This window comes from Pseudomonas sp. FP818 (assembly GCF_030687335.1).
Lineage (GTDB): Bacteria > Pseudomonadota > Gammaproteobacteria > Pseudomonadales > Pseudomonadaceae > Aquipseudomonas > Aquipseudomonas shahriarae.
Genome location: NZ_CP117427.1, coordinates 4,020,656 through 4,045,782, shown reverse-complemented (window position 1 = coordinate 4,045,782; position 25,127 = coordinate 4,020,656). Strand labels below are relative to the sequence as shown.

General features: G+C 58.2%; 24 protein-coding genes and 1 pseudogene. 10 read left to right on the top strand and 15 right to left on the bottom strand.

Annotated elements, in window-relative coordinates; all coding sequences use genetic code 11:
• Positions 1-50: 50 nt before the first annotated feature.
• Genes PSH80_RS18275 through PSH80_RS18265 form a run of 3 tightly spaced genes read left to right on the top strand, consistent with a single transcriptional unit; the run spans position 51 to position 2,958 of the window.
• Positions 51-1,046, top strand: a complete 996-nt coding sequence (locus PSH80_RS18275; protein WP_057960280.1) for a hypothetical protein — start codon at positions 51-53, stop codon at positions 1,044-1,046.
• Positions 1,047-1,058: 12 nt separating this feature from the next.
• On the top strand, positions 1,059-2,048 hold the full coding sequence (locus tag PSH80_RS18270) for a 2OG-Fe(II) oxygenase family protein (RefSeq protein ID WP_120733675.1): 990 nt from the start codon (positions 1,059-1,061) through the stop codon (positions 2,046-2,048).
• A complete protein-coding gene (locus PSH80_RS18265) occupies positions 2,038-2,958 on the top strand; it encodes a DMT family transporter (RefSeq protein WP_057960364.1) in 921 nt (306 codons plus the stop codon). The genes PSH80_RS18270 and PSH80_RS18265 overlap by 11 nt, the downstream gene beginning before the upstream one ends.
• A 32-nt stretch (positions 2,959-2,990) precedes the next feature.
• On the opposite strand, the gene PSH80_RS18260 is transcribed toward PSH80_RS18265, so the two are convergent.
• From PSH80_RS18260 to ppnN, 4 genes are all read right to left on the bottom strand, one after another.
• Positions 2,991-3,365 carry a hypothetical protein gene (locus PSH80_RS18260; RefSeq protein WP_057960278.1) on the bottom strand — a complete coding sequence of 125 codons (375 nt, stop codon included), beginning with the start codon at positions 3,363-3,365 and terminating at the stop codon, positions 2,991-2,993.
• Between the two features lie 71 nt (positions 3,366-3,436).
• Positions 3,437-3,832, bottom strand: coding sequence for a PIN domain-containing protein (locus tag PSH80_RS18255; RefSeq protein ID WP_057960277.1), 396 nt, complete (start codon positions 3,830-3,832; stop codon positions 3,437-3,439).
• Positions 3,829-4,086, bottom strand: a complete 258-nt coding sequence (locus tag PSH80_RS18250; RefSeq protein WP_128592932.1) for an AbrB/MazE/SpoVT family DNA-binding domain-containing protein — start codon at positions 4,084-4,086, stop codon at positions 3,829-3,831. The genes PSH80_RS18255 and PSH80_RS18250 overlap by 4 nt, the downstream gene beginning before the upstream one ends.
• Positions 4,087-4,262: 176 nt before the next feature.
• On the bottom strand, positions 4,263-5,636 hold the full coding sequence (gene ppnN, locus PSH80_RS18245) for a nucleotide 5'-monophosphate nucleosidase PpnN (RefSeq protein ID WP_305417827.1): 1,374 nt from the start codon (positions 5,634-5,636) through the stop codon (positions 4,263-4,265).
• 328 nt (positions 5,637-5,964) lie between these two features.
• Between ppnN and fabV the strand changes: the two genes are divergently transcribed.
• Both fabV and PSH80_RS18235 read left to right on the top strand, forming a co-directional pair.
• Positions 5,965-7,158 carry an enoyl-ACP reductase FabV gene (fabV, locus tag PSH80_RS18240; RefSeq protein ID WP_029293964.1) on the top strand — a complete coding sequence of 398 codons (1,194 nt, stop codon included), beginning with the start codon at positions 5,965-5,967 and terminating at the stop codon, positions 7,156-7,158.
• Between the two features lie 186 nt (positions 7,159-7,344).
• The gene (locus PSH80_RS18235) at positions 7,345-7,968 is read left to right on the top strand and encodes an HAD family phosphatase (protein ID WP_169960247.1); all 624 of its coding nucleotides are present in this window, start codon (positions 7,345-7,347) and stop codon (positions 7,966-7,968) included.
• On the opposite strand, the gene PSH80_RS18230 is transcribed toward PSH80_RS18235, so the two are convergent.
• On the bottom strand, positions 7,965-8,870 hold the full coding sequence (locus tag PSH80_RS18230) for a LysR family transcriptional regulator (protein ID WP_186626192.1): 906 nt from the start codon (positions 8,868-8,870) through the stop codon (positions 7,965-7,967). The genes PSH80_RS18235 and PSH80_RS18230 overlap by 4 nt on opposite strands.
• A gap of 98 nt (positions 8,871-8,968) precedes the next feature.
• Here PSH80_RS18230 and PSH80_RS18225 point away from each other — a divergent pair, with 98 nt between their 5' ends.
• Positions 8,969-10,135 (top strand): aspartate aminotransferase family protein, encoded by a 1,167-nt coding sequence (locus PSH80_RS18225; RefSeq protein WP_305420621.1) that lies wholly within the window; start codon positions 8,969-8,971, stop codon positions 10,133-10,135.
• On the opposite strand, the gene punR is transcribed toward PSH80_RS18225, so the two are convergent.
• Entirely contained in the window at positions 10,127-11,044 is a 918-nt protein-coding gene (gene punR, locus PSH80_RS18220) for a DNA-binding transcriptional activator PunR (protein ID WP_057438557.1), read from the bottom strand. The two genes, PSH80_RS18225 and punR, sit on opposite strands and share 9 nt — an antisense overlap.
• Positions 11,045-11,166: 122 nt before the next feature.
• Between punR and punC the strand changes: the two genes are divergently transcribed.
• The gene (punC, locus tag PSH80_RS18215) at positions 11,167-12,351 is read left to right on the top strand and encodes a purine nucleoside transporter PunC (RefSeq protein WP_305417822.1); all 1,185 of its coding nucleotides are present in this window, start codon (positions 11,167-11,169) and stop codon (positions 12,349-12,351) included.
• 1 nt (position 12,352) lies between these two features.
• Here punC and PSH80_RS18210 read toward each other — a convergent pair whose 3' ends face one another.
• Both PSH80_RS18210 and PSH80_RS18205 read right to left on the bottom strand, forming a co-directional pair.
• Positions 12,353-13,186: a hypothetical protein gene (locus PSH80_RS18210; RefSeq protein ID WP_057960271.1), complete on the bottom strand. Its 834-nt coding sequence runs from the start codon at positions 13,184-13,186 to the stop codon at positions 12,353-12,355.
• Between the two features lie 143 nt (positions 13,187-13,329).
• Entirely contained in the window at positions 13,330-14,280 is a 951-nt protein-coding gene (locus PSH80_RS18205; protein ID WP_057960270.1) for a LysR family transcriptional regulator, read from the bottom strand.
• Between the two features lie 172 nt (positions 14,281-14,452).
• Between PSH80_RS18205 and PSH80_RS18200 the strand changes: the two genes are divergently transcribed.
• A complete protein-coding gene (locus tag PSH80_RS18200; protein WP_057960269.1) occupies positions 14,453-15,964 on the top strand; it encodes a nucleobase:cation symporter-2 family protein in 1,512 nt (503 codons plus the stop codon).
• Between the two features lie 134 nt (positions 15,965-16,098).
• Here the strand turns inward: PSH80_RS18200 and PSH80_RS18195 are convergent, their stop codons facing one another.
• The 7 genes and pseudogenes from PSH80_RS18195 to PSH80_RS18165 all read right to left on the bottom strand — a co-directional run.
• Complete coding sequence (locus PSH80_RS18195) at positions 16,099-16,851, bottom strand: alpha/beta fold hydrolase (RefSeq protein ID WP_186626188.1); 753 nt, start codon at positions 16,849-16,851, stop codon at positions 16,099-16,101.
• Positions 16,852-16,992: 141 nt separating this feature from the next.
• Positions 16,993-17,616 (bottom strand): hypothetical protein, encoded by a 624-nt coding sequence (locus PSH80_RS18190; protein ID WP_128592905.1) that lies wholly within the window; start codon positions 17,614-17,616, stop codon positions 16,993-16,995.
• A gap of 209 nt (positions 17,617-17,825) precedes the next feature.
• Positions 17,826-18,110, bottom strand: coding sequence for a TonB-dependent receptor (locus PSH80_RS18185; RefSeq protein ID WP_305417818.1), 285 nt, complete (start codon positions 18,108-18,110; stop codon positions 17,826-17,828).
• Positions 18,079-20,163 carry a TonB-dependent receptor gene (locus PSH80_RS18180; RefSeq protein WP_305417817.1) on the bottom strand — a complete coding sequence of 695 codons (2,085 nt, stop codon included), beginning with the start codon at positions 20,161-20,163 and terminating at the stop codon, positions 18,079-18,081. Before PSH80_RS18180 ends, PSH80_RS18185 begins: the two co-directional genes overlap by 32 nt.
• Before the next feature lie 99 nt (positions 20,164-20,262).
• Positions 20,263-21,243 (bottom strand): FecR family protein, encoded by a 981-nt coding sequence (locus PSH80_RS18175; RefSeq protein ID WP_305417815.1) that lies wholly within the window; start codon positions 21,241-21,243, stop codon positions 20,263-20,265.
• 5 nt (positions 21,244-21,248) lie between these two features.
• Positions 21,249-21,746, bottom strand: coding sequence for an RNA polymerase sigma factor (locus PSH80_RS18170; protein ID WP_225923810.1), 498 nt, complete (start codon positions 21,744-21,746; stop codon positions 21,249-21,251).
• 826 nt (positions 21,747-22,572) lie between these two features.
• Positions 22,573-22,984, bottom strand: a pseudogene (locus PSH80_RS18165) (IS5/IS1182 family transposase); the annotation flags it as partial.
• Positions 22,985-23,264: 280 nt separating this feature from the next.
• Here PSH80_RS18165 and fimA point away from each other — a divergent pair.
• Together fimA and PSH80_RS18155 are read left to right on the top strand one after the other, a co-directional pair.
• Positions 23,265-23,825: a type 1 fimbrial major subunit FimA gene (gene fimA, locus PSH80_RS18160; RefSeq protein WP_057960263.1), complete on the top strand. Its 561-nt coding sequence runs from the start codon at positions 23,265-23,267 to the stop codon at positions 23,823-23,825.
• 489 nt (positions 23,826-24,314) lie between these two features.
• Entirely contained in the window at positions 24,315-25,025 is a 711-nt protein-coding gene (locus PSH80_RS18155; protein WP_305417811.1) for a fimbria/pilus periplasmic chaperone, read from the top strand.
• Positions 25,026-25,127 lie beyond the last annotated feature (102 nt).

Genomic DNA, 25,127 nt, shown 5'->3' with positions numbered 1-25,127 from the left:
GTCAAACAAGAGCGCACCTGCATACCTAATAAGAAAGAGTTGGAGCGTATATGGATATCAACACGCTGGTTGTAGCGTCCTTGCAGAACAATCATGACCTGGAAGGAAGAATCTGGACTATTGAAAACGCTGAGAAATATTCGACCTTGTCTGAGCATCGGACGGAGCTTTCGCAGCAAGTCAGCGCAGAAATACTAGCGCTGATGACCGCCTTGAATAGCCAGGGGATAAGCGACGAAGGCGTATGCGCCGCGCCTTGCGGAACGGGCTCCCTGGGTGACCTGCTGCAATCAGTCGCTGGAGATCTGGTCGATCTCCTGGGGCAGGGCAGCGTTCATTACGTCGAACTGGGTCCAGAACCAGTGAAAACATCCGCCCTGATGGGGTATTTGCTTGAGTGTGGCATTGAGCTTGAGTATTACACCGCGGTCGATATCAACTGTGCTTCGCAGGGCATCATGCGTCGTGCGATTGAGCCGATGCTGGCCACTCCTCAGGGGTTTTCCTATCTGGCCACTGATTTCCGGGACTTGTCCAGGCACCAGCTTGAACGCGGTCAGGATGTGACGCTAATTACAATGCTGGGCTTTCAAGAGGGCAATGAGTTGCCCGATACCGTAGGCGAGATCATCCGCCGGGTGGGCGGCATGCGAACGTACGTCTTGTCAGAAATGCAGTTGTCCACGGTTGAGGATGACGCTCATATCCATCGTTTTTATAACCACGATTGCATGATTCGGTTTTCTGATCTGATCGGGTTGAAACTGGGTTTGGAGAAAACGGATAGCCATCGGGTCATCATCTCCGAAATCGAGCACCACGATGAGCGCTACCGTGTAGCTGCAACGTTGTTGCCCGTCCATGACGGTCACGATGATGGCTATCTCTTGACGAATGTCTGCCTGAAATACACCCGCGAGCAATTCATCCGTGTGCGCCAGGAGTACGGCAGTTGCCGAGTAATTGGTGAGTATTGCAGCGGAGATGGCAGTGTTATGTATCAACTGTCCGAGTATTGCCTGGACCACGATTGCACTGACAGATAGAGGTGGATAGCCATGAGACGAGACGGTGACCTTCCGGTATTTGTACAGGGAGCAGGACGGCTGAAACTGGCGTTGCAGGCGTCGCTTTCTCCAGCATCATTACGATGCAAGCATCCAGGGGCATTGCTCGATACCTTTAAGCATTGGAGTGACAGCTACTTACGCAACAGTGTTCCAGCATTCGGGCATCGCCAAAGTCTTGCCGAGCTTGGTTATGTGAACTCGCCGTTGGGCGTCGCTTCGGCTGAGCGACTAACAGCCGTGGCACAGGTTGCGGGACTATTCACCGAAGAGGGCGTCACGCAACTACGTCGAGCTTGTTATCAGTTGGAGGCGGGCTCTACCACCAGCGACTGGATTATTTCCAATCGCACCCGCGCCGCCACTGAGTCCTCGACCCTTATTCGGGAGATGATGGGTAGTCGCGCTTTTTTGTTGGCGGTGTCGCAGATTGCAGGTGTCCCTTTGGTGCCCCACCCATTTTTACGGGCGCGTTCACAGGTCAACTATTTCTACCCGCGCCAGGCCCCTGAGGATAAAGCCCAGATTGGCATGTGGCATACCGACGGCACCAGTTTCGTGTTGAATATCCTGCTATCGGACCCTGGTGAGTATGAAGGTGGAGAGTTCGTTTTTTTTGACCAGCGGAACGAGCTTTTTGATGTGAGTAACCTGGATGGACACGTATGTACCAGCGTAGTCAGGGCCAGTGGCGATGCGGTCTACCTTTACGGTAGCCGTGTGTTTCATGGTGTTCGCCCGGTCACGGCCGGCAGGCGTATGTCGTTGGTCCTTTCATTTCATTGTCCTTACAGCTCAGTCGATGTGAACAAGTTCTGGCACCTGGCATCCGACGACGGTGTACTGAGGACTATCCGGCCATGGTTCCAGCTTAGGCGCGACTTGGCATTGCCCGCTGACGAGCAATACCGTCGACTGGGCATTGAGCCTATTACCTTTACCGAACTGGCGATATTCAGGGGTAATAATGATGTCGCCTAAGAGCACGACTTTGGGAACGCTGAAGTTACTGTTATTGCAGATAGTGTTTGTCTTGTCCTGGAGCTCCGGTTTTATTGGAGCGAAGATGGGGGCCGAGGATGCGGGAGCGTTCAACTTGCTGTTCTGGCGTTTTTTGCTGGTCTCAGTCTGTCTGGCGCTGTTTTTGAATATCGCGCTGCTGAAGGTTTCCTGGGAGCAAATTCGCCACCATGCGGTGATCGGTTTTTTGTCGCAGTTTCTCTATTTGAGTTGTGTCTATGTGGCGATCCAAAATGGTTTGCCGCCAGGTATTGCGGCGATCATCGCTGCGCTTCAGCCGCTGATGACCGCTGCACTTTCATCGGGCAGTACGACAGAGCGCAGCGGAGCGTGGCAATGGCTGGGTTTGCTGGTTGGTTTTTGCGGGGTGTCGATTGTGATCGCGGGGCAGTACCGCAATAGTGCTGCCGAGCTCGGACTGGGTATGTATTTACTGCCGCTTGTCTCTGCACTGGGGCTGACGATGGCGACGTTATATGAACGGCGCTCAACGCTTAGACAAACTCATCGCAGCCCCTTGAGCCTGTCACTGTTTATCCAGTCGCTGATTACCTTGATGGGCTTCACTGCGGCCGTGCTCTACACCGATACGTTCAGCATTCCCCGGGACAGCGCCGTACTGGTCTCGATCGTTTGGCTGACGGTGTTTTCTACGTTTGTCGCGTATCTGAGCCTCTGGATGTTGTTACGGGTCATGACCGCTACCCACGTCGCAGCGCTGGTGTATCTGGAACCCCCCGTGACGTTGGTCTGGGCGGCAGTCATGTTTGGCGATGTGATTTATACGTCGACGTATGTGGGAATTGCGGTGGTGGTGGTTGGGCTGATTCTGGTCCGTTTGAAGAGGCAGGCGATGGTGCGTGCGTCGTAAACATCATGCCCCGGTCGCTTGGATAGGGTTCTTCAGGTCGGCTTTTTGGTTCCCAGTAGCCGCACTTCCTTGAGCAACGCCGCGCCCAATTGCTCCGTTCCCAGTTCCTTGTACCCAACCGCCTTGATCTCACCGTTCTCTTCCGCCTGGATGATGATCACCGGCGTTTCCTTGCCTGTGCCCGCTTCGACGTGCATGGCGTATTGGGGGATTTCCAGCTTGATGGGCGTGCCTGCCGCCTTGCCTTTCACATTGATCAGAAACGCCGCACAGCCATTGTCGACATCGTCGTTGGTGGCAGAACGGCCGCTGACGAAACAGGTCTCTGGAAGGTCCGGCCAGGCGATGGTTTCTGCCAGGGCGAGGGTGGGTGTCAGGAGCAGGGCTGCGAGCAGAAGCGTGCGCACGTTGGGCGGTCTCTCAAGGGCAGTGGAATACAGGTTTTACCAAAGCAGGCCCGTTGCAGCAACGCCAGGATTCAGCCCAGGCGACGCATGCCGACGGCTTTCGCGGCATCGATATCAAAGGTGGCGGTGTATTCGCACCCGGCAGCGTGGGCACAGCGTTCGATCAAACAGTCGGCGAAGTCAGCCTTGGTCGTGGTAAATCGGCGCACGGCCTGCCAGATGAGTTCGGCATCTTCGATGATCAGTTCACGGGTGCGCAGCAGGGTTTCCAGAACCGCCACCAGTTGCGTCTTGGTGCATTGGTAGCAGCTCTGTAATACCCATACCAGCTCCACGACCGAGACCAGGCTGACGAAGCCCGGTGAAACAACGGTCAGGGATTCGATCAGGTTCGAGGCCTTGGCCGATTGAACCGGATCGTCCTGAGTGACATAGCGCACCAGCACATTGGTATCCAGGCCAATCATCCCGCTTTCGCTCCCTGCGCGGCGATGGCCTGGTTCATTTGTTCAATGCTGACGGCCTTGGCGGGCTTGCGGATCAGGCCCTTGAGGTCCTGGATGCTGTGGTTGGCAGCGATAATGGCAAACTTGCCATCTTCCATTTCGACAAACTCCACCCGGTCTCCGGTGTCCAGGCCCAACGCGCTGCGGACTTGAACGGGGATGGTGATTTGCCCTTTTGAGGTGAGTGTGGCGGTGGCCATAATGAAGATCTCCATCGGGATATTCCTTACCTTAGGGTAAGGAATAATGGAGGACAAGATCCGTTGGTCCATAGGTCGCTCTGCTGGTAGGTGTCGGTGGTCGGAATAGATAAAACCCTAGTCCGCTTTCGCTCCCTCGACACCCCTCAGATGGCTCTAAAGCAATACAACCTATGACCTGGCAATCTGCCTTATTGCACCACGCGATAGCACGGTACATACGCCGCGCCGCCAGGCAGTTTCATCCGGTGTTGCTCCACAAACGCCTTCAACAGCTCATCCAGTGGTTTCATGATGGTCGGGTCGCCGTGGATCTCGTACGGGCCGTTCTGTTCGATCATGCGGATGCCCTTGTCCTTGACGTTACCCGCCACGATCCCCGAGAACGCCCGGCGCAGGTTGGCCGCCAGTTCATGGGGCGGCAGGGCATGGTTCAACTGCAGGCTGGCCATGTTGGCATGGGTTGGGTCGAACGGACGCTGGAAGCCTTCGTCGATCTTCAGCAGCCAGTTGAAGTGGAAGGCGTCGTTGCGCTCGCGGCGGAACTGTTTGACGTCCTTCAGGCCCGCGGTCATCTGCCGGGCGACTTCGGCGGGGTCATCAATGATGATCTGGTAGTGGGCCTGGGCCGCTTCACCCAGGGTCGCGCCGACAAACGCATGCAGCTGTTGCAGGTACGGCGCCGCCTGTTTGGGCCCGGTGAGGATGACCGGGAAGGGCACGTCACGGTTGTCCGGGTGCATCAGGATGCCCAGCAGGTACAGGAACTCTTCAGCCGTACCGGCGCCGCCGGGGAAGATGATGATGCCGTGCCCGACACGCACGAAGGCTTCCAGGCGTTTTTCGATATCCGGCAGGATCACCAGTTCGTTGACGATTGGGTTCGGTGCTTCGGCGGCGATGATGCCCGGCTCGGTGAGGCCCAGGTAGCGCCCGCTGGTGATGCGTTGCTTGGCGTGGGAAATGGTCGCGCCCTTCATCGGGCCTTTCATCACGCCCGGGCCGCAACCGGTGCACACGTCGAGGCTGCGCAGGCCCAGCTCGTGCCCGACTTTCTTGGTGTATTTGTATTCTTCGGTATTGATCGAGTGCCCGCCCCAGCACACCACGATCTTCGGCTCGACACCCGGGCGCAAGGTACGCGCGTTGCGCAACAGGTGGAACACGTAGTCGGTGATGCCCTGGGAGGTGCTCAGGTCGATGCGTTGGCTATCGAGTTCGTTTTCGGTGTAGACAATGTCGCGCAGGGCGCTGAACAGCATTTCCCGGGTGCTGGCGATCATTTCGCCATCTACGAACGCGTCGGCTGGCGCGTTCAACAGTTCCAGGCGCACGCCGCGATCCTGTTGATGGATGCGGACTTCGAAGTCCTTGTAGGCGTCGAGGATGGTCTTGGCGTTGTCGATATGGGCGCCGGTATTGAGGATGGCCAGGGCGCACTGGCGGAAAAGCGTATAGATGCTGCCGGAGCCGGCTTCGCTCAGTTGCTGGACTTCACGTTGTGACAGCGTTTCGAGACTGCCCTTGGGGCTGACGGAGGCATTGATGACTTGGCGTTGAGGCATTCTTATTCCCTGAAAGCGCAGCCACCGGGCGATGGACAGCCAGTGGCTTGAGGATGACGAGCGCCGAATACGGTCGCACAGGACGGGCATTTTCCCTGCCCTAAAGGCAGGACGCAAACTCTGTCCTGCCTCATCATGCCGCAGAACTTGCTGAATTCGCGCCCTTGTCGGAAAAATATAGTGCCTTTGGCCGGTGTGGATTGGATTTTGCGAACAGAAGAATTGCGACTATCGTGACGCTTCGGTTTTTCGGACGTCATAGACCAGTACGATTGACGCCGTAATGGCCACCATTGGCCATCGGCACCTTGGAAGAGGCAGAAATTTTATGATCATCAAACCGCGGGTTCGTGGCTTTATCTGTGTGACCGCCCACCCTGTTGGCTGCGAAGCGAACGTCAAAGAGCAGATCGACTATGTGACCGAACACGGTGCCATCGAAGGCGGCCCGAAGAAAGTCCTGGTGCTCGGTGCGTCCACCGGTTACGGCCTGGCTGCGCGTATCAGTGCCGCGTTTGGTTGTGGCGCCGACACCCTTGGGGTGTTTTTTGAAAAAGAAGGCGAAGAAGGCAAGCTCAGCTCTGCCGGCTGGTACAACAGCGCCGCTTTCCACAAGTTTGCCGCCGAAAAAGGCCTGTACGCCAAGAGCATCAATGGCGATGCGTTCTCTGACGAGATCAAGCGCCTGACCATCGAAACCATCAAGAAAGACCTGGGCAAGATCGACCTGGTGGTCTACAGCCTGGCCGCGCCGCGCCGTACTGATCCGCAGGGCGTGGTGCACAACTCCACCCTCAAGCCGATCGGCAAGGCTGTGACCCTGCGCGGGATCAACACCGACAAGGGCGTTGTGGTCGACACCACGCTGGAGCCGGCGACCCAGGAAGAAATCGACGGCACCGTCAAAGTGATGGGCGGCGAAGACTGGCAGCTGTGGATCGACGCCCTGCGTGACGCCGACGTGCTGGCCGAAGGCGCCAAGACCACCGCGTTCACCTACCTGGGCGAAAAACTGACCCAGGATATTTACTGGAACGGCTCCATCGGCGAGGCCAAGAAAGACCTCGACAAGAAAGTCCTGACCCTGCGCGACAACCTCGCCGCACTCAAGGGCGATGCCCGCGTCTCGGTGCTCAAGGCCGTGGTTACCCAGGCCAGCTCGGCGATCCCGATCATGCCGTTGTACCTGTCGCTGCTGTTCAAGGTGATGAAGGAGCAGGGCACCCACGAAGGCTGCATCGAGCAGGTCTACGGTCTGTTCAAGGACAGTCTGTACGGCAGCGAGCCGAAGCTTGACGCCGATGGCCGCCTGCGTGCCGACCTGGCGGAGCTGGAACCGAAAGTCCAGGACGCCGTGGCGGCGCTGTGGAATCAGGTGACCGATGACAACGTCAACGAAATCAGCGATTTTGCCGGCTACAAGGCAGAGTTCCTGCGCCTGTTCGGTTTCGAGATTGATGGCGTGGATTACGACGCGGACGTCAATCCGACTGTGAAGATTGAAGGTCTGGTTCAGGCTTAAGCTCTAACAAACGAAGCGAAACCCTTGTGGGAGCTGTCGAGCCCCGGCGAGGCTGCGATAGCGGTGGTTCAGGCAACATAATGTTGCAGTGCCGCCGCTATCGCAGCCTCGCCGGGGCTCGACAGCTCCCACATTTGCTTCATGCTGGGTGTTCCAGTGACCACACTCGGCTAACGGAGGATCTTCATGACGATTCGTGCAGTAGTTTTTGATTTCGGCGGTGTTCTGTTTGATTGGAGCCCGCAGCATCTGTACCGTAAACTGATTACCGGTGACGAGGAGCGCCAATGGTTCCTCGAGAACATCTGTACCCAGGCCTGGAACACCGAACAGGACGCTGGGCGCACCCTGGCTGAAGCCACCCACAGCCTGATCGCCGAGCACCCGCAACATGAGGCCCTGATCCGGGCCTACTACGACCGCTGGCATGAAATGCTGCGCGGCCCGCTCGCCGACGGCGTAGCGATTCTTGAAGACCTGCATGAGGCTAAAGTGCCGCTGTTCGGCTTGACCAACTGGTCCGCTGAAACCTTCCCCTATGCTCGCGCCAACTACCCCTTCCTGAAGTACTTTCGCAATATCGTGGTGTCCGGCGAGGTAAAGCTGATCAAGCCCGACCCTGCGATCTACCGCGCCAGCCTTGACCAGGTGCGCGCCCATTTGCCGGATATCCGCCCCGAAGAACTGGTGTTTATCGACGATGTGGCTGAAAACGCCCACGCTGCCAGTGCTGTGGGCTGGCGGGGTATTCATCATGTATCACCCGAGCAGACCCGCGGTGAGCTGAAGGCCCTGGGGGTGAATTTCTAACGCGCCCATTGTTCGATCACGAAGTCGACGAAGGCCCGCAGCTTGGGCAGGCGGTAGCGGTCCTGTGCATAAAGAAGGTGCATGGAGCGCGAAGGTGACTGATAGCTTGGCAGTAGCGCCACCAGTCGGCCCGCCAGCAGGTCGGCGGCCACCAGGGCGTCGGGTAGCATCACGATGCCCATGCCTTCGACGGCCGCGCGCTGCAGGGCCTGGGAGCTGTTGATGGTCATGGGCCCGGACACGGCGACTTCGACTTCACCCTCGGCCCCCCGTAGGCGCCAGAGCTTGTCGGCGTTGCGCCAGTCATCGGTCGATGGGTAGGCGAACGCCAGGCAGTCGTGGTTCTGCAAATCCATGGGTTGCTGGGGTGTACCCCGGCGCGCCAGATAATCCGGCGATGCACACAGGGTCATGGTGTAGTCCTGCAAGGGCCGGGCGATCAGGCTCGAAGGTTGCAGCTCACCCAGGCGGATCGCGACGTCGAAGCCACTGTCGATCAGGTCCATCGTTTGATTGCTCAACACCACGTACAGCTGGATCAGCGGGTAGCGGCGGGAAAACTCACTGAGCGCCGGTGCCAGGCGCTCGGCCCCGAACGCGGGCGGTGCGGTGATGCGCAGCAACCCTTGGGGCGCCTCGCGGTGGACCTGTTCCGCCAATTGCTCGGAGTTGGCCACCAGCCCCAGGACTTCTAGGCAGCGCTGGTAATACAGGCCACCGAACTCGGTCAGGCTTTGCTTGCGGGTCGTGCGCTTGAGCAGGCTGACGCCGAGGCGTTGTTCCAGGGCGCGCAAGTGGTTGCCGACCATGGTCGTAGACAGGCCGCAGACCTGGGCCGCTGCGGTCATGCTGCCGGTTTCTACCACTTTGACGTAGACGCTCATTGCCTGGAACAAGTCCATTATCAAGTCCTGATTTAAAGTCATTGCAGGTATGCGCAGTTTATCCAGCTTGAGTGGCTAACGATACTAAGGCCATGACCTTGATGGAGCCCGATGCCATGACCGCCGCTTGCCTGATGACCACCTATCAACCCCTGGCACTGAGATTTGCCCGTGGCTTGGGCACCCGCCTCTGGGACCAGCAAGGCCGTGAATACCTTGACGCGGTGGCCGGGGTTGCCGTGACCAATGTCGGTCACTCCCACCCGCGGCTGGTGACGGCAATCAGCGAGCAAGCCGGGTTGCTGTTGCATACCTCCAACTTGTACGGCATCGACTGGCAGCAAAGGCTGGCCCAACGTTTGGCCCGGCTATCGGGCCTGGATCAGGCGTTTTTCAACAATTCTGGCGCCGAGGCCAATGAAACCGCGTTGAAACTGGCGCGCCTGCACGGTTGGAAAAAAGGCATCGAGCAGCCGCTGGTGGTGGTCATGGAGAACGCCTTCCACGGCCGCACCCTGGGCACCATGGCCGCCAGTGACGGGCCATCGGTACGCCTGGGGTTCCAGCGTTTGCCGGGGGATTTCATCAAGGTCGGCTTTGGCGACCTGACGGCATTGGACGCAGTGACCCGTGAGTTTGGCGCCCGGATAGTCGCGGTATTGCTGGAGCCGATCCAGGGTGAAAGTGGCGTGCAACTGGCCCCGCCGGGCTATCTGAAAGCCTTGCGCGCCCACTGCAGCCAGCACGGTTGGTTATTGATGCTCGATGAGATCCAGACCGGCATTGGCCGTACCGGCACCTGGTTTGCCTTCCAGCAGGAGGGGATTGTCCCGGACGTCATGACCCTGGCCAAAGGCTTGGGCAACGGCATTCCGATTGGCGCCTGCCTGGCCCGTGCCTCGGTGGCCAAGCTCTTCACCCCAGGCAGCCATGGCAGCACCTTTGGCGGTAACCCGCTGGCGTGTCGCGTGGGCTGCACGGTGCTGGATATCATCGAGGAACAAGGCCTGCTGGAGAACGCCGCGCGCCAGGGCGAGCGGCTGCTGGCGCGGCTGCGAGTGGAATTGAGTGAGCATCCGCAGGTGCTGGCGATCCGTGGTCGTGGCCTGATGATCGGCATTGAACTGGCCACGCCGCAGCGCGACCTGGCCGAACGGGCCGCACGGGAGCAGGGGTTGTTGCTCAACGTTACGCGGGGCAAGGTCATTCGCCTGCTGCCGCCCCTGACCCTGGACAGCAAGGAAGTGGAGATGATTGTGCGGGCCATCGCTCGGTTACTGTGAAGCGGGTCCGTTCAGCCACTCCTGGTTCAGCGTCTGGCTATCCCCCAGGTAGTCCAGGAGCCAGGCCATGGCGGGTGACAGTTTGTTCTGCGCCCAGGCCACGCAGGACGGGCTGGCCGGGAAGGGCCGGGACAGTTGCAGGGCCGCCAGCTCACCGCTGTCGATCAATGGCTGCACCAGGTGCGCCGGCACCATGCCGACGCACAACCCGTCCTGCAGGCAATCCATGGCCGATGCCCAGTTGGGGACCACCAGGCGCCGCTGGTTATCCAGGGTCCAGGTGTCGCGCTTGGGCAGGTTGCGCGAAGTGTCGGTCATGCACAGCGACGCAAAGGGTCGCAGTTGATCGTCACTGAGCAAACCGTCGAGCTGGGCCAACGGATGCCGGGCGCTGACCACGCACAGCCAGTTCAACAAGCCCATATCACGAAATGTGAAGTGGCTGGCCACCGGCACCGCGCTGGTGGCGCCGATCACGATATCGGTGCGCTCGTCCGCCAGGGCGTCCCACACCCCGTTGTACACCTCGTACTCCAGCAGCAGCTCCACTTCCGGGAACTGGCGATAGAAGTCCAGCACCAGTTGCCGGCAACGCTGCTGTTTGACGATGGAGTCCACCGCCACCTTCAGCTGGCCGCTCCAGCCATTGGCCACCTGCTGGCACAGTCGGCGGGTGCCGAGCATGGTTTTCATCACGCCACGGGCTTCGTCGATAAACAGGCGGCCGGCGGGGGTCAGCTCTACATCGCGGTGGCGGCGGATAAACAGCGGCACTGCCAGCCATTCTTCGATTTGCCGCACGGTGTAGCTGATGGCCGAGGGTACGCGGTGCAGTTCCTGGGCGGCAGCGCTGAAGCTACCGTGACGGGCCACGGCGTCCACCACATCCAGGGAGTATTCGGACCACATGGGGGTTGCCTTCAAAAATATTGATAAGAACGTCCAATTATTATCGCTTCACAGGGCAACTGCCAGCTTCATAATAGGCGCCAGTCAGCAAATTGTTTGATGGCAGTACTTACAAGGCTTCAATGAAAAACTCTTTTGGTTTTACCTGGTACCTGGCAGGGCTGAGCATGCTCGGCTATCTGGCCATGGATATGTACTTGCCCGCGTTCGGCGCCATGGGCGAACACCTGCAGATTTCCCCCGGTGCGGTGGGGGCCAGTTTGAGTATCTTCCTCGCCGGTTTTGCCGTGGGGCAACTGCTCTGGGGGCCGCTGTCGGACCGCCTGGGGCGCAAGCCGATCCTGTTGGCCGGCCTGAGCCTGTTTGTGCTCGGCTGCCTGGGGATGTTCTGGGTCGAGACCGCGCCGCAACTGCTGGCGTTGCGTTTTGTACAGTCGATTGGGGTGTGCAGCGCCGCAGTCAGCTGGCAGGCGCTGGTGATTGACCGGTACCCGGCCGACAAGGCGCACCGAGTGTTTGCCAGCATCATGCCGCTGATGTCCCTGTCACCGGCGCTGGCACCGTTGTTGGGGGCGGTGGTGTTGAATCACTGGGGCTGGCAGGCGATCTTTGCCGTGTTGCTGGTCGTCTCGCTGTTACTGCTGTTGCCGACTCTGTTCCTCAAACCGATGCCCAAGCGCCTGTCCACTGATGGCGAACAGTCGCGGCTGGGTTACGGGCAATTGTTCAAGTCGCGGGTGTTTACCGGCAATGTGATGATCTTCGCCGCGTGCTCCGCCAGCTTCTTCGCCTGGCTCACCGCCTCGCCGTTTATTCTCGGCGGCATGGGCTACAGCCCCAATGACATCGGCCTGAGTTATGTGCTGCCGACCCTGGCGTTTCTGGTGGGCGGCTACAGCTGCCGCAGTGCCCTGCAACGGTTCCAGGGCAAACTCCTGTTGCCGTGGTTGCTGGTGGCGTATTGCGTGAGCATGGTGGCGTTGTATCTGGTCGCGACCTTGACGGTTCCGACGTTGACCACCTTGCTGATTCCGTTCTGCCTGATGGCCCTGGTCAACGGCGCCAGCTATCCGATTGTGGTGGCGAATGCGCTGATGCCGTTTTCGGAAAACTCCGGCAAGGCCGCCGCCCTGCAAAACACCCTGCAACTGGGCTTGTGCTTTGTCGCCAGCCTGCTGGTGTCATCCTTGCTGGAGCAGCCGTTGCTGGTCACGGTGATCGTGATGCTGGCGACCGCGCCGCTGGCGGTGCTGGGTTACTGGCTGGCGCGGACCAAGGCGGATGAGTCGCAGATGGCGCCGGCCTAGCCTAGAAGGTCACTTCCATATTCAATGTCGGTGTCGAGGTGCGGCTGCCACGGCCGCCATCGACCCCGAACTTGTTATGCCAGTATTCGTAGCCTACCCCCAGGTACAGGTTGGGCTTGACGCTTTTGCCCGGCCGTACCGCGACCATCAGCGCGGTGCGCATCAGGGTTTCTGCGGCGGTGTCGCGACTGTTGTAGTCATGGCCTTTGTCACCGACATGGTTGATAAAGCCCTGGAACTTCGCGCCATGGTTGCCGAGTTCGAATGGGCGCATCCAGGTCAGGTTGAGCATGTAGGTGTCGTCGAAGGTGTGGTTCGGATCCTTCGCACCGGGGATGCCGGAATGGTTGTTTTCCTTGTAGTACATCAGGCTCAGGTCCAGCACCCCGACCGTATTGAACTTCACGGTCGGCCCGATCACCAGGGCGCGTTTTTTCGCGGATGCCAGGTTGTTGTTGCGGTTGGCATCGAACCCCAGGGTCAGCGCGTAATCCTTGATCAGCCCGGTGCCCAGCGGCCTGTCGAAGACCCGTGACGCATACAGCTGATGGCGGTAGACCGCATACGCCTCGCTGCCGCCGTGATCGGTGCCCTTGCGTGGGTCACGGCTGTCGGACAGGAAGACGTCGAGGTTGAGGAAGTTGCTGCCGTACTGGTAGCCACTGGCATGGGTGAAGCTGTAGATGCGCTTGCTGAATTCGTCGGGGTTGTTCGGATTGGTGAACTGTTGTCCGTAGCGAAATCCTACGCTGTTGTTCATCCATTCCACCGCGACAGCCTCCCCGCCGCCGAGGAGTGTGAGTAATACGGTTGCGCCGTGCAGTGCCTTTTTCATTGTTTTAGTTCCTTTGGCGTTTGGCTCGTGGCAGCCGTGCAGGGGCCGCCGGGCGCAGTATCGACACAACCGCCGTGATGCTCAAAGAACAGAATATCGACTGGGCTGCTGCCAAATCGGCAGCACTGAAGCTGGCCTGCAGGTCAGGAAATACGCGGTGTACAGGGCAATTCTTCGCGTTCACGCAAAGCGATTTCCTCGCTGATCAGGTGGGCCATCGACTCGACCGCCGTGGGCAAATCCCGACCTTTGCGCGCATACAACCCCAGGTCGCTGAACATCCCGCCCTGGTCGCTCAAGGGAATGTGCAGCAACTCACCCCTGGCCAAATCGGCCTCGATCCCGATGCGCGTCTGGAACGCCACCCCCAACTGCTGGCGCGCCAACTGCCGCGCCAGTTCCATGGAATTGCTTTGCAGCAAGGGCTTGTGCGCGGCCGACGAGCGCTTGTGCAGCGGGGCGATCAGGTGATGGATCGACAGCTCGCTGTTGGCCTGGATCACCCCGTGCTCGGCGCACAGGGTGTAGCTGACGCTGGCATGGGAAGCCAGTGGATGCCCCGGCGCTACCAATGCCCCGAGGCGGAAATGGCCGACACACAGTTGCGTGGTTTCCGCGCTGCGCGGCAGGGCGAAGGCCAGCCCCAGGTCTGCCTGGCCATTGATCACCGCCGCCGGAATGGATTGTGAGCCCTGCACGGTCACACCGATGGTCACCGCCGGGTAGCGCTGGCGCATGCGTTTGAGCACGGCGGGCAGCAACTCCACTGTCGCGCCTTCCACCGTGGCGATCTCTACATGCCCGGTCTGTACCTGGTTCAGGCCTTCCAGTTCGCCGCGCACCCGTTCCACATCCTGCAACACCAGGGTCACATGGCGGGTCAGGATTTCCCCGGCCGCAGTCAGGCGCAGCCCACCGGGCAGGCGCTCGAACAGGGCCGCGCCGACTTCGTCTTCGAGTTTGAGAATCTGCCGGTTCACTGCCGACGAGGCCACGTTCAGCCGGCGCGCGGCTTCGCGGATCGAATGGCAGCGGCGGACCATATCGAAGTAGCAAATGGCCGCAGAGTGGATACGCAGCGTGCGGTTGAGCATTTTTTTCAGGTCCTTGTGGGCACGGCTTGAGGCCTTTGGGCAGGGCGGCTGAATGGATTTTTGTAACGTCGATAGCAGGTATCTTGTGGAAATGATTGTATACAACTCTATGGACATCCAATCTTTCTATTGCATACAGTGAGCGCACAACAAAAACAGAGATCCCCTCACCATGACTATCCCGAAGGCGTCACCGCAACGGCCAGAAGATGAGAATCTTGGCGTCGCTGCCAACATGGCTTACGGCCTGCAGCATGTACTGACCATGTATGGCGGCATCGTGGCCGTGCCGTTGATCGTCGGCCAGGCAGCCGGGTTATCCCCCGCCGACATTGGCCTGTTGATCGCCGCGTCGCTGTTTGCCGGTGGCCTGGCTACGCTGTTGCAAACCCTGGGCCTGCCGTTTTTTGGCTGTCAGTTGCCCTTGGTGCAAGGGGTGTCGTTTGCCGGTGTGGCGACCATGGTGGCGATTGTCGGCAGCGACGGCGCGGGCGGTGTGCCGGCGATCCTGGGCGCGGTGATGGCCGCGTCGCTGATCGGGTTGCTGATCACCCCTATATTCTCGCGAATTACCAAGTTCTTCCCGCCGTTGGTGACCGGAATCGTGATTACCACCATCGGCCTGACGCTGATGCCGGTCGCCGCGCGTTGGGCCATGGGCGGTAACAGCCGCGCCGCTGACTTTGGCAGCATGCCGAACATCGGCCTGGCGGCCATCACCCTGGTGCTGGTGCTGGTGTTGAGCAAGGTGGGCAGCGCCACCATCTCGCGCCTGTCGATCCTGCTGGCGATGGTGTTTGGCACATTGATCGCGGTGTTCCTCGGCATGGCGGACTTCTCCACCGTGACCCAGGGCCCGATGATCGGCTTCCCCACGCCGTTCCACTTCGGCATGCCGACCTTCCATGTAGCCGCGATCCTGTCCATGTGCATCGTGGTCATGGTGACCCTGGTGGAAACCTCGGCGGATATTCTGGCGGTGGGCGAGATCATCGACACCAAGGTTGACTCCAAACGCCTGGGCAACGGCCTGCGTGCCGACATGCTGTCGAGCATGTTTGCGCCGATCTTCGGTTCGTTCACCCAAAGCGCCTTCGCGCAGAACGTCGGCCTGGTGGCGGTGACCGGGGTCAAGAGCCGCTATGTGGTGGCCACGGGTGGTCTGTTCCTGGTGATCCTTGGCCTGCTGCCCTTTATGGGCCGAGTGATTGCGGCAGTGCCCACTTCGGTGCTGGGCGGCGCCGGGATCGTATTGTTCGGCACCGTGGCGGCCAGTGGGATCCGCACGCTGTCCAAGGTCGATTACCGTAACAACATGAACCTGATCATTGTTGCCACCTCCATCGGTTTCGGCATGATCCCCATCGCTGCGCCGAGCTTCTACGATCAGTTCCCCAGTTGGTTCGCGACCATCTTCCACTCGGGGATCAGCTCCTCGGCGATCATGGCGATCCTGTTGAACCTGGCGTTCAACCACTTCACAGCCGGCAACTCGGACCAGCAATCGGTGTTCGTCGCCGGCACCGAGCGCAGCCTGTGCTTCCAGGATGTGGCGGCACTGCGGGACGGGGATTATTTCAGCAAGGGCAAATTGTTTGATGCCGAGGGCAAGGAGATCCCGGTGGTGGATGCATCACCGCAGAAAGCGACGGTGGCGGGGCGGGCTGAAACCAGCGAGGTGTAACGCCACAAAAAGCTGAATGTGGCGAGCTTGTGTGGGAGCGGGCTTGCCCGCGATAGCGGTGGGTCAGTTGATCACTATTTGACTGACACTCCGCCATCGCGGGCAAGCCCGCTCCCACATTGGATTTGTGGTGTTTAGAAGACCGTTGGCGAGCACACCTCATCCAAAAATTTCACCACCGTGCCCATGCACGGCTGGCGCTCCTCCACATGGGGCATATGGCTGGAGTCTTCAAACAGCGCTCCGCGCACATCGCCGATTTCATCGAGGAACGCTTTGAATTCCAGGGAAGCGGCCTGGTCGTGGCGCCCGGAAATCACCAGGGTCGGCACCTTGATCTGCGACAACCGGCCAATGTCGAGGGGGCCATGCAAGGCGTTGTACACCGTAGGGTCGGCCGCCATCTGCGCGAAGGTGCGTGCCACTTCTTCGGGCCACGGGTTGATCCGGCACAGGGGCTGGTCATCGAAGCCGGCCGCCAGGTTGGCAGCGATAAAGGCGCACAGGCCCCGGGGTTGGCGAATCGCGTGTTCACTGCCGAGTCTGCCGCCCCAGGCGTGCCCGAGAATCGCGTAATGGTTGTGGATGTGCAGATGGTCGAGCAGGTTGTCCAGCTCTTCGAGAAACAGCTCAAGCGTCCAGAAATCTGCGGGCTGGTGGGGCAGGTGGGTGGAGTGGCCATTACCCAGTTGGTCATAGTGAATCACCGCATGCCCACTGGCTGCCACGTCCTTGAAGGCGTCCAGATAGTCATGGGTACCGCCGGGGCCGCCGTGGAGGATGATCAGTGGGGCCTTGCCGCTGTTGAGGTTGCCGGTCACGCGATACCACGTCTGGTAACCGCGAAAGGCTGCATAGCCTTGGCGGGTCTGTTCGATGAATTCCATTTCCGGCCCTGCCATCAAAAATTGGTCGGGTACACGATAGTTTGAACAAAACGTTTAAGTAACTGGCAAAACGGCTAGGTTTTCGTGGCGAGTCGGCAAGGCCCTGGCGGGTGTTCATCGACAGGCCAGCTAACAGTGCTGTCAGTCGGACAGCAGTTTGCTCAGGGCGCCTATATCCATCGCTTCATTGATCGTCACAGGGGCCGAAAAGGTAAAGCGCTCCTTGTAGAGCGATTCATATTCCATATCGGCAAACACTTCATTCTCTTGCAGGAAAAGACTGAGTTGAAACAGGCAATAGCCCCCAAATTGTGTGCTCTTGGTCGGCGATAGGATGGCTATCTCATTGCCGGGCCTGACAGCCGCACCCTCGGTGGGCCAGCCTTTGGAGAAGCACTCGGGTTTTAGCCGGGCTTTTTTCAACACGGCTGGCCAACGACTGTCACCCAGACCGTCGAATTGTTCACCACCCACCCGGATTTTGAATGAGGTGATGATGCCGGGCCCGATACCTTCGTTGGAAAGATACAGGCCTGCTTTTTCTGCGGTCAGGTGGGGGGTAACCATCAGATACGGCCTGACAGACAGCCGGTTGTGCTCACGCATCAGGTCCAACTGCCAGAAGGAAATCGACGCGGCGGCAATGGAAATCACCACGGCCGCCAGCGAGAGGACTGTGCCGGAGGAGAACCGGGGCTTTTTCGGTGTCAGGGTAGCGGTGGGGCGACGGGGTTTGAAAAGGGGATGGTCATGCTTCTTTTTCACGGGGCGACGTCCTGTCGGGAGGGTTGCAAGATAAATCTCGGGCAAGAAAACCTGCATGTCTGCAGGCTGCTGCTGGCGTGGGGCTCACGACCTGAACTCGAATATACAGACAGGGCATTGATGCCCCACCGGAGGATGAGGTCACAAGCGTTTTTATACCGGCCGGGCCACGGCCGGATCCTTCCCTGGATCTGGCGACAAACGGCTTTTTAGAAGCTGTAGCGGGCGGTCAGTTTCACATTACGGGGATCGCCGTAGATGTCGTACGGGGTATAGCCGCCATTGGCTACGCTGCTGTAGTAGGTGCGGTCAAACAGGTTGTTGAGGTTGAGTTGCAGGTCCAGTTGCTCGCTGGCCTTGTACCCTGCCACCAGGCCGACCACCGTGTACGAGCCCTGCTGGTTTTTCCAGGCAGTGGCGCCGGTGCCGCCCGAGGTGCGGATGCGGCTCTGCTGGTAGACATCACCCGCCAACGCGCCAGCGCTGCAGCTCACCGGGCAGGCTGTAGATCGTCGACAGCTTGAACAGTTGGCGCGGTTTAGCGCGGTCGAAGTCCTCGCCCTCGCGGGCGGCGTTGGCGTCGTTGACGTATTTCGTCTGGGTGTAGGTGTAACCGGCGGACAATTGCAAGTCGTCGGTCAGGGCGCCCTGGATTTCCAGGTCAATGCCCTTGCTGCGCACCAGGCCGGCAGCCTCAGAGCATTCACTGGCGGGGCCCGAACCGCAGCCTTTGAAATCGGGCAGGTCCTGGGCGCGATTCTTCTGATCGACCTGGAAAACCGCCATGCTGGCGTTCAGCGCGCCATCAAAATATTCGCCCTTGATGCCCACTTCGTAGTTCTCGCCCACTATCGGTGCGATCACTTTTCGGTCGAGGCCTTTGTTGCTCTGGGGCTTGAAGATATCGGTGTAGCTGACATAGACCGAGTGATTGGCGTCCAGATCGTAGACCAGGCCGGCGTAGCGGGTCAGATTACGCGTAACCTTGTAATTGCCTTCACTGTTGGCGCTGTCTTCGAACGCGTACCAGTCCAGGCGGCTGCCGAGAATCAGCGACAGTGGCTCGGTCAAACGCAGGCGGGTGCTGGCATAGAAACTGTCTTGAGTGGTGGTCTCTGGCAGGCCGTTGTCGCCCCTGACGTAATCGGGTTTGGCGTGACCCCGAGGGTCCCACTCGAAGGGATTGCTGCCCGTGTCGATGAACGCGCTCCAGGCCTTACCGGAACGATAATCCAGCTCGCGCCGACTGAGGCCGACCGTCAGGTCATGCTCTTGCCCGAGCATCTGGAAGGGGCCGCTGAGTGCCAGGTCGTAGCCGGTCTCCTTCTGCTCCATGGCTTCTGTCCATAGATAGTGGCGATCGTAATCCCACACCGAAGAGGCCAGCACGTCGGTGTCGGTTTTGGACTGCATGGCTGCCAGGCGCAGCTTCCAGTCGTTGGCCAAGCCTTGCTCCAGGGTCGCGAAATAGCCAGTGGTGCGATTGTCCGAGTATTCCCAGTCATGCCCCAGGAAGGTGTCGCGTGGCAGCCCCAGATGACCGCCGCCACGTGCCATGGGCAATCCGCCCCAAATGTAGTTGGTGTGGTTCTTCTGCCGGTAAGCCCCGAGTGTCAGGGTGGAGTCATCGCTCAGGTCGGCGTCGACCACGCCGTAGAACAGATCGGCATCACTCTCCACCGAGTCTCGGAAGCTTTTGGCGTCTTGCCGCGAGACCACGGTGCGGGCGCGCAGTGTGCCGTTTTCATTGAGTGGGCCGCCGACATCCAGGGTGCCGGAGTAATCATCCCAACTGCCGGCACTGCCGGTGAGCGTGGCCTGGAATTTATGGGTCGGGCGCTTGCGCACCAGGTTGATGGCGCCAGCAGGGTTGCCCGCGCCCTGGGCCAGTCCGCTGGCGCCACGAACGATCTCGACCCGGTCATACATGGCCAGGTTGGCTTCTCCGCTGGGCAGGTAGGTCAGGAAGCTGGTGGGAAAACCGTCGTACATGATGTTGTCGATGTCGAAGCCGCGCGCACTGAACGTCGGCCGGCCAGCCCCGCCGGAGTTATTGAGAAAAATCCCCGGCGCACTTTTGGCGACATCGCTGATGCTGGTCATGGCCTTGTCGTCCATGCGCTTGCGCGTGACCACGCTGACCGACTGCGGTGTTTCGCGCAAGGTCAAGGGCAGCTTGGTGGCAGTCTGCATGGCCCCGGTGGTGTAGGAACCGGTGTTCTCGGTCATTTCGCCCAGTTCCTGACCGACGATTGCCGTTGCCCCCAATTGCAGGGGGCCGCTCGATTCAGGGGCTTTCTCCAGCATCACGCTATTCCCACCGGTAGCCCGCCAGGTCAAGCCGCTGCCTTGCAGCAGTTCAGCCAATGCGGCCTCCGGTTCTTTGGAACCGACGACCCCAGGGCTGTGCTTGCCCAATACCAACGTGCCATCGAATATCACCTGTAAACCGCTTTGAGCGGCCAGGCGGTTCAGTGCGCCTGCCAGGGGTTGCGGTGCGATATCGAATGAGTGGGGGTCGGCAACCGCCAGGCCGGATATCAGCATGCACAGCATTGTCAGTGGGGTTACGGACAAAGATTTGACTCGCAAACCTTTAGGTAACGGATGGTGCATCGGAGCTCTCCCTAATACGAATCATTATCGCTATAGGGAGGGAAGACGGGTGACACGCCCATAACCGTAAAAATAGTTAAGTTTGGGTGAAACCACCAGCAGGTAGTTCGTGTAGCGCTCGATTCTGAGTGGGAAGACCTTCTCCAACGTGGCCAAGCCCTCGTCCAAATGATCGAGTTGAAAGGTGCCGCTGACCTTGAGCGCGCCCAGGCGCGGGTCTCGTATTATGAAAATCCCCGGCCGATAGCGTTCGACCTGCTCCAACACCTGCGCCAGTGGTGTCAACTCAAATACCAAGCGACCCTGCTCCCACGCCAGACTCTTGTCGACATCCACGCGCTGCTTGGCGCCCAGGCCGTCGGCACGTCCCGCAACGGTCTCGCCAACGCCCAGCGTCACCGTGTCAGGTCCGTCGGTGACGGCCACACGGCCGCGGCGCACCGTGACATCAACGTGTTCGCCCTCACGGCGCACTGCGTAGATCGTACCCAGGGCCGTTGCGTTGAAGGCACCAGCCTGCACACTGAAGGGGCGCTGCGGGTCCGGCGTTACATTGAACAGGGCCTCGCCCTTGCGCAGGGTAATGCGCCGCCCATTGCCCGTGAGATTCACATCGACAGCGCTGTTGGCATTCAGGGTGATGTGCGAGCCATCAGCAAGGACGACCTGTCGACGCTCACCGGTGCCAGTGTAATAGTCCGCATCCAATGCCATGCGTTGCATCCACGCCACACCAAGACCGAGCACCAACGACGCCGCGATGCCCATCGCCCACATTCGCCGCAAAGATGGTCGTACTGCAGCAGGAGGCTCGGCCAGATACGCACTTAAACACCACACCCGCCGCGCCTCGACAAAAGCCCGCTGATGCTCCGGTGCCTGCTCGCACCACGCCCGTGCCTCTGCCCGATCAGAGGGCAGCGCCGAACCCGAGGTGAGGCGAATCACCCATGCATGGGCAGTGCGCTGAACCTCGGTAACGGACGGGGTGGTGTCGGGTTGATCGTGCATACCGGCTATCGTTGTAGGCATTGGCTGAGAAAGCCGAGCGCAATGGCTAATTGTTTTTCAACCGTACTGGTCGAGACTTGCAGTTGCAAAGCCACTTCTTTGTGGGGCAGGTTTTGCAGCCGACACAACGTAAATATTTGCTGGCACTGGGCAGGTAAACGGTGCAGGGCGTGGGCCATTGCCGCGAGATCTTGTTGTGCAACCACGACATCGAACAGCGCCGGGCTTTCACCTGTCACTTCGTAAAGATAGCCCATGCCTTCGTCGAGGTGCTCTCGGGTTTGCCTGCTGCGTGCATGATCAATGGCCAAGTTTCGAGCAATCTTAAAGATAAAACCGCGAAGATTGAGCACCGGCTTGCGCGGCGGCTGACGGAGCAGGCGGAGGTAGGTTTCCTGAGTCAGATCGGCCGCAGCCTCAGGATTTCGCAACTGGCGATGAAGAAACGAACGCAACTCGCTGGCATGGGCCCGGAAGGCCAGCTCAAGCTCGTCGGTGGTCATGCTCGACATTGGCAGGGGTCACGCAGCGGAAAGTCATGCACTTTAATGATAATGTTTCGTATTAACAATGTTTTTTTGGGGCTGCCATTTGAGTGGCCGGCTACTGAGAGTGGTGGCTTGGGAATGCAGGTGAGGCAGATGATCGGGCTGCGTTGGCGATCAGTTCGTAAGCGCCGCCAGATACCTCATGCGTTAAGGTATAAAACGACGACTGAATCGTGCGGCTCTTAATTTTAGTCCCACTCCTATTTGTTTCTTTTTTTACCCTGATAAGATTTTTCCTGAGATGGCCTTCGCAAGTTTTCAGCATGATCATGAATGCCGCCGCGTTCAACGAGCTCAGTGCGTTACGTTTAATTACGTTGGCGTCCGATGCTGCGTGCGCACATCGGCTTGCTTCTAGGGGGGCAGTGCTTTGGAGTCCCGTACCTGGCTGGCATGGACGGCAGGAGGGTGGCCAGTCATTCGTGATTGAATGCGCGGTGCCAGGACAGTAGTGTAAATACTTTATTGTGGGGGGCGTCGGCTGGGAAAGTCTCTGTATATTTTCGATGGTTCAGCGGCGGCTTGATCATGTTAAAGATTTTTGTGAGCATTTTAATTAGAGGCCATCACGGCTCTCGTGTTTTGTTTGGTGTCTTTGTCAAAGAGGAAACATCTTCAGAGTTACGACCGCTATCGGTACCACGCATCCAATCAGGTACTGCTTTCTTGAGTTGGATTGGATTCTTTAACTACGAATTAAAGCTTTAGGGCACCACCTTCTTGTGGTGGGTCTTTGGAGATTGGATTTTGTTGGTTTGGAAAGCCAGTGGAGGGGTTAGAGATTGCGCGCTCCTTCCACGTTATTGGCCAAGCTTGAAACATGAATGATAGTAGAATCGACGAGGGTGTCCTGGCGCAGCGACAGGTCTTTTCTTGCAAGTAGCCGGTGATGGCTACAAGGGTTGCAGGGGCGAGCCTATACTTCTTCAGTAAGCGCTGAACGCTTATGATCGTCGGTTTCGTAAAGAGCTTCTTCCATGGCTGGATCACTCAGGAATAACCAGTTCTGTGACGGATGAATAAATGCATGGTCTCAATTTTATGCCGCCGCCGGCCTTGGGCTAGAAAGTCTCGATCAGCCCCAATAGGTCTGCCTAGGGCGTAACTATATCCATCTCGGCGAGGAAACATTTGCGCCGTGTTTACTTGAGTTTATCGGCGTACTCACAATCAGAAAAGCTTATCTGGTTCATGGCTGACTCGGATCAGTTAGTTGTGCGTATTTCGGCATGTCCTCGAACTTGATCGGGGATTTTACAGGGGGGGGTGTCACACTATTAGTTGAGGGAGGAAGGGGTGGATGAGTGTTTGCACTAGAATGAAATTTCGCTGTAAAAAAGGTGAATTTTCTACATTTCTTTTTCTTAGTTGTTAGGTAATATTTTTGAACTTGCTCGGTTTATCTCGCAAGTGCAGATTCATTTTGATTTTCCAAGTGTTTAAGCACTAATAACTATCCAGGAGCTAAAAAGCATGCGTATTAATTCTTCTGTACAGACTCTTGTGGCGGCGTCTTTGCTGATGTCCAGCATTGGTGTTATGGCCGCCCCGGTTCTGTCGAACGGTGGGACCGTACATTTTAAAGGTGAAATTGTTAATGCTGCCTGCTCGGTCAGTGCCGACTCAGCGGACCAGACAGTAACATTGGGGCAGTACCGATCTGCGAAGTTCAAAGCGGTAGGCGACAAAACTGGATTGGTTCCTTTCACTATCAAGTTGCAGGATTGTGACAGTACAGTTTCTTCCAAGGCTTCTGTGGCCTTCACTGGTACCGTTGATGCTGCTGACCCTAGCGTGCTTGCTGTCAGCAATATCGGTGGCGGTTCGTCCGGTGCAGCCGGCGGTGTGGGTATTGAAATATCCGATAGTCAGGGGGCAGTGTTAGTGCCCAATAGCGGGATGTTCTCTGCGTCTCACCAGCTGAAAGATGGCGACAACGTGTTGGCACTCAATGCGCGTTATAAGTCAACGCTTGCGGCAGTGACGCCGGGTGCGGCAGACGCAGACGCAACCTTTACCATGCAATACGAGTAATGCTTCTGTAGCACACGGATACTAAGGACGACAGTGCTGCCAGGGAAGGTGGCAGGGCTAATCGCATCTGGGGGTTGTTTTTGAGTGCTAAACACCGCTATGCGCGGCTCTGTTCTGTCGTTCTTTGACTGCTGTTGCTAGCAACAAATACAACGTACTGATCAATGGTGGGGTTGTTCATATCTGTGGTGCAATTACGGCGCAAGCCTGCGGTGTTTCGGCTGAGCGCGTTGTGCAAATTTCAGTATAGAGAGTGGTAAAAACTCTGCTGCCAGCGTCGGGCTGGCTAATTTTTGTAATGCCGGAAACGGCGTTGTGCCTAACGCTGCATCCGAGCCACTGGTTCTTCTGCGTGAGGGTGCGATGTTGTTTCGTTTTTCTGCTCGTGAGATGAACGGCGGTAACGCGAATACCTGTACCTGGTTTGCTGTTTCGTACCAATGATCGCTACCGGGCAGGCGTTGTACTTGTTAATTTAAAGGGGTTTTTGTGTTGATAAAGTACGCTTTACGCTTTCGCAATGTAACAGCTGGCTTAATTGTTATATTCAGCTCCTTTTACACCTTAACGGCACAGGCTGGTGGTGTTGCACTGGGCGCAACGCGAGTTGTTTATCCGCCCGGCGCCAAACAAGTATCGCTGGCGGTGAACAACAGCGACAAAAAAAATCGTTTCCTGATTCAATCGTGGGTTGATGACGTTGCTGAGAAGAAGTCATCTGACTTTGTGGTGACGCCACCATTGTTTGTCAGTAAACCCAAAAGTGAGAATACCTTGCGCATCATGTATGTCGGCGCTGATTTGCCGAAAGACCGCGAAAGTGTATTTTGGCTAAACAGCAAGGCCATTCCTGCTGTTGAGCGTGACGATTTACAGGATAAGAACGTACTGCAGATTGCTATCTTGTCGCGGGTCAAGTTGTTTGTGCGGCCTGCCAATTTGCCTTCAACTGCTGCTGACGCACCTGGGCAATTGAAGTTCTCGCGTCAGGGCGAAGTGCTGAAAATTGAGAACCCATCGCCCTATTATGTTTCGCTCGTCAGTCTGGCGATCGGTACGCGTAACTTGCCAAATACTATGGTTCCGCCGATGAGCAACAGTAGTGTGTCGATTCCAGACAGTGCTTCAGGAGCTGTCAGTTACCAAACAGTAAATGATTACGGCGCCATCACGCCTGTCACAACGGTGCCATTGAAGTAATAAGTTTGAATTACATTGCCGCTCAATATTCTCACATGCTCAAGTAAATGATTTTCCATCGCTGCATGGAAACGTTTGAAAAGCGTCATGTTGCGCCGTGCT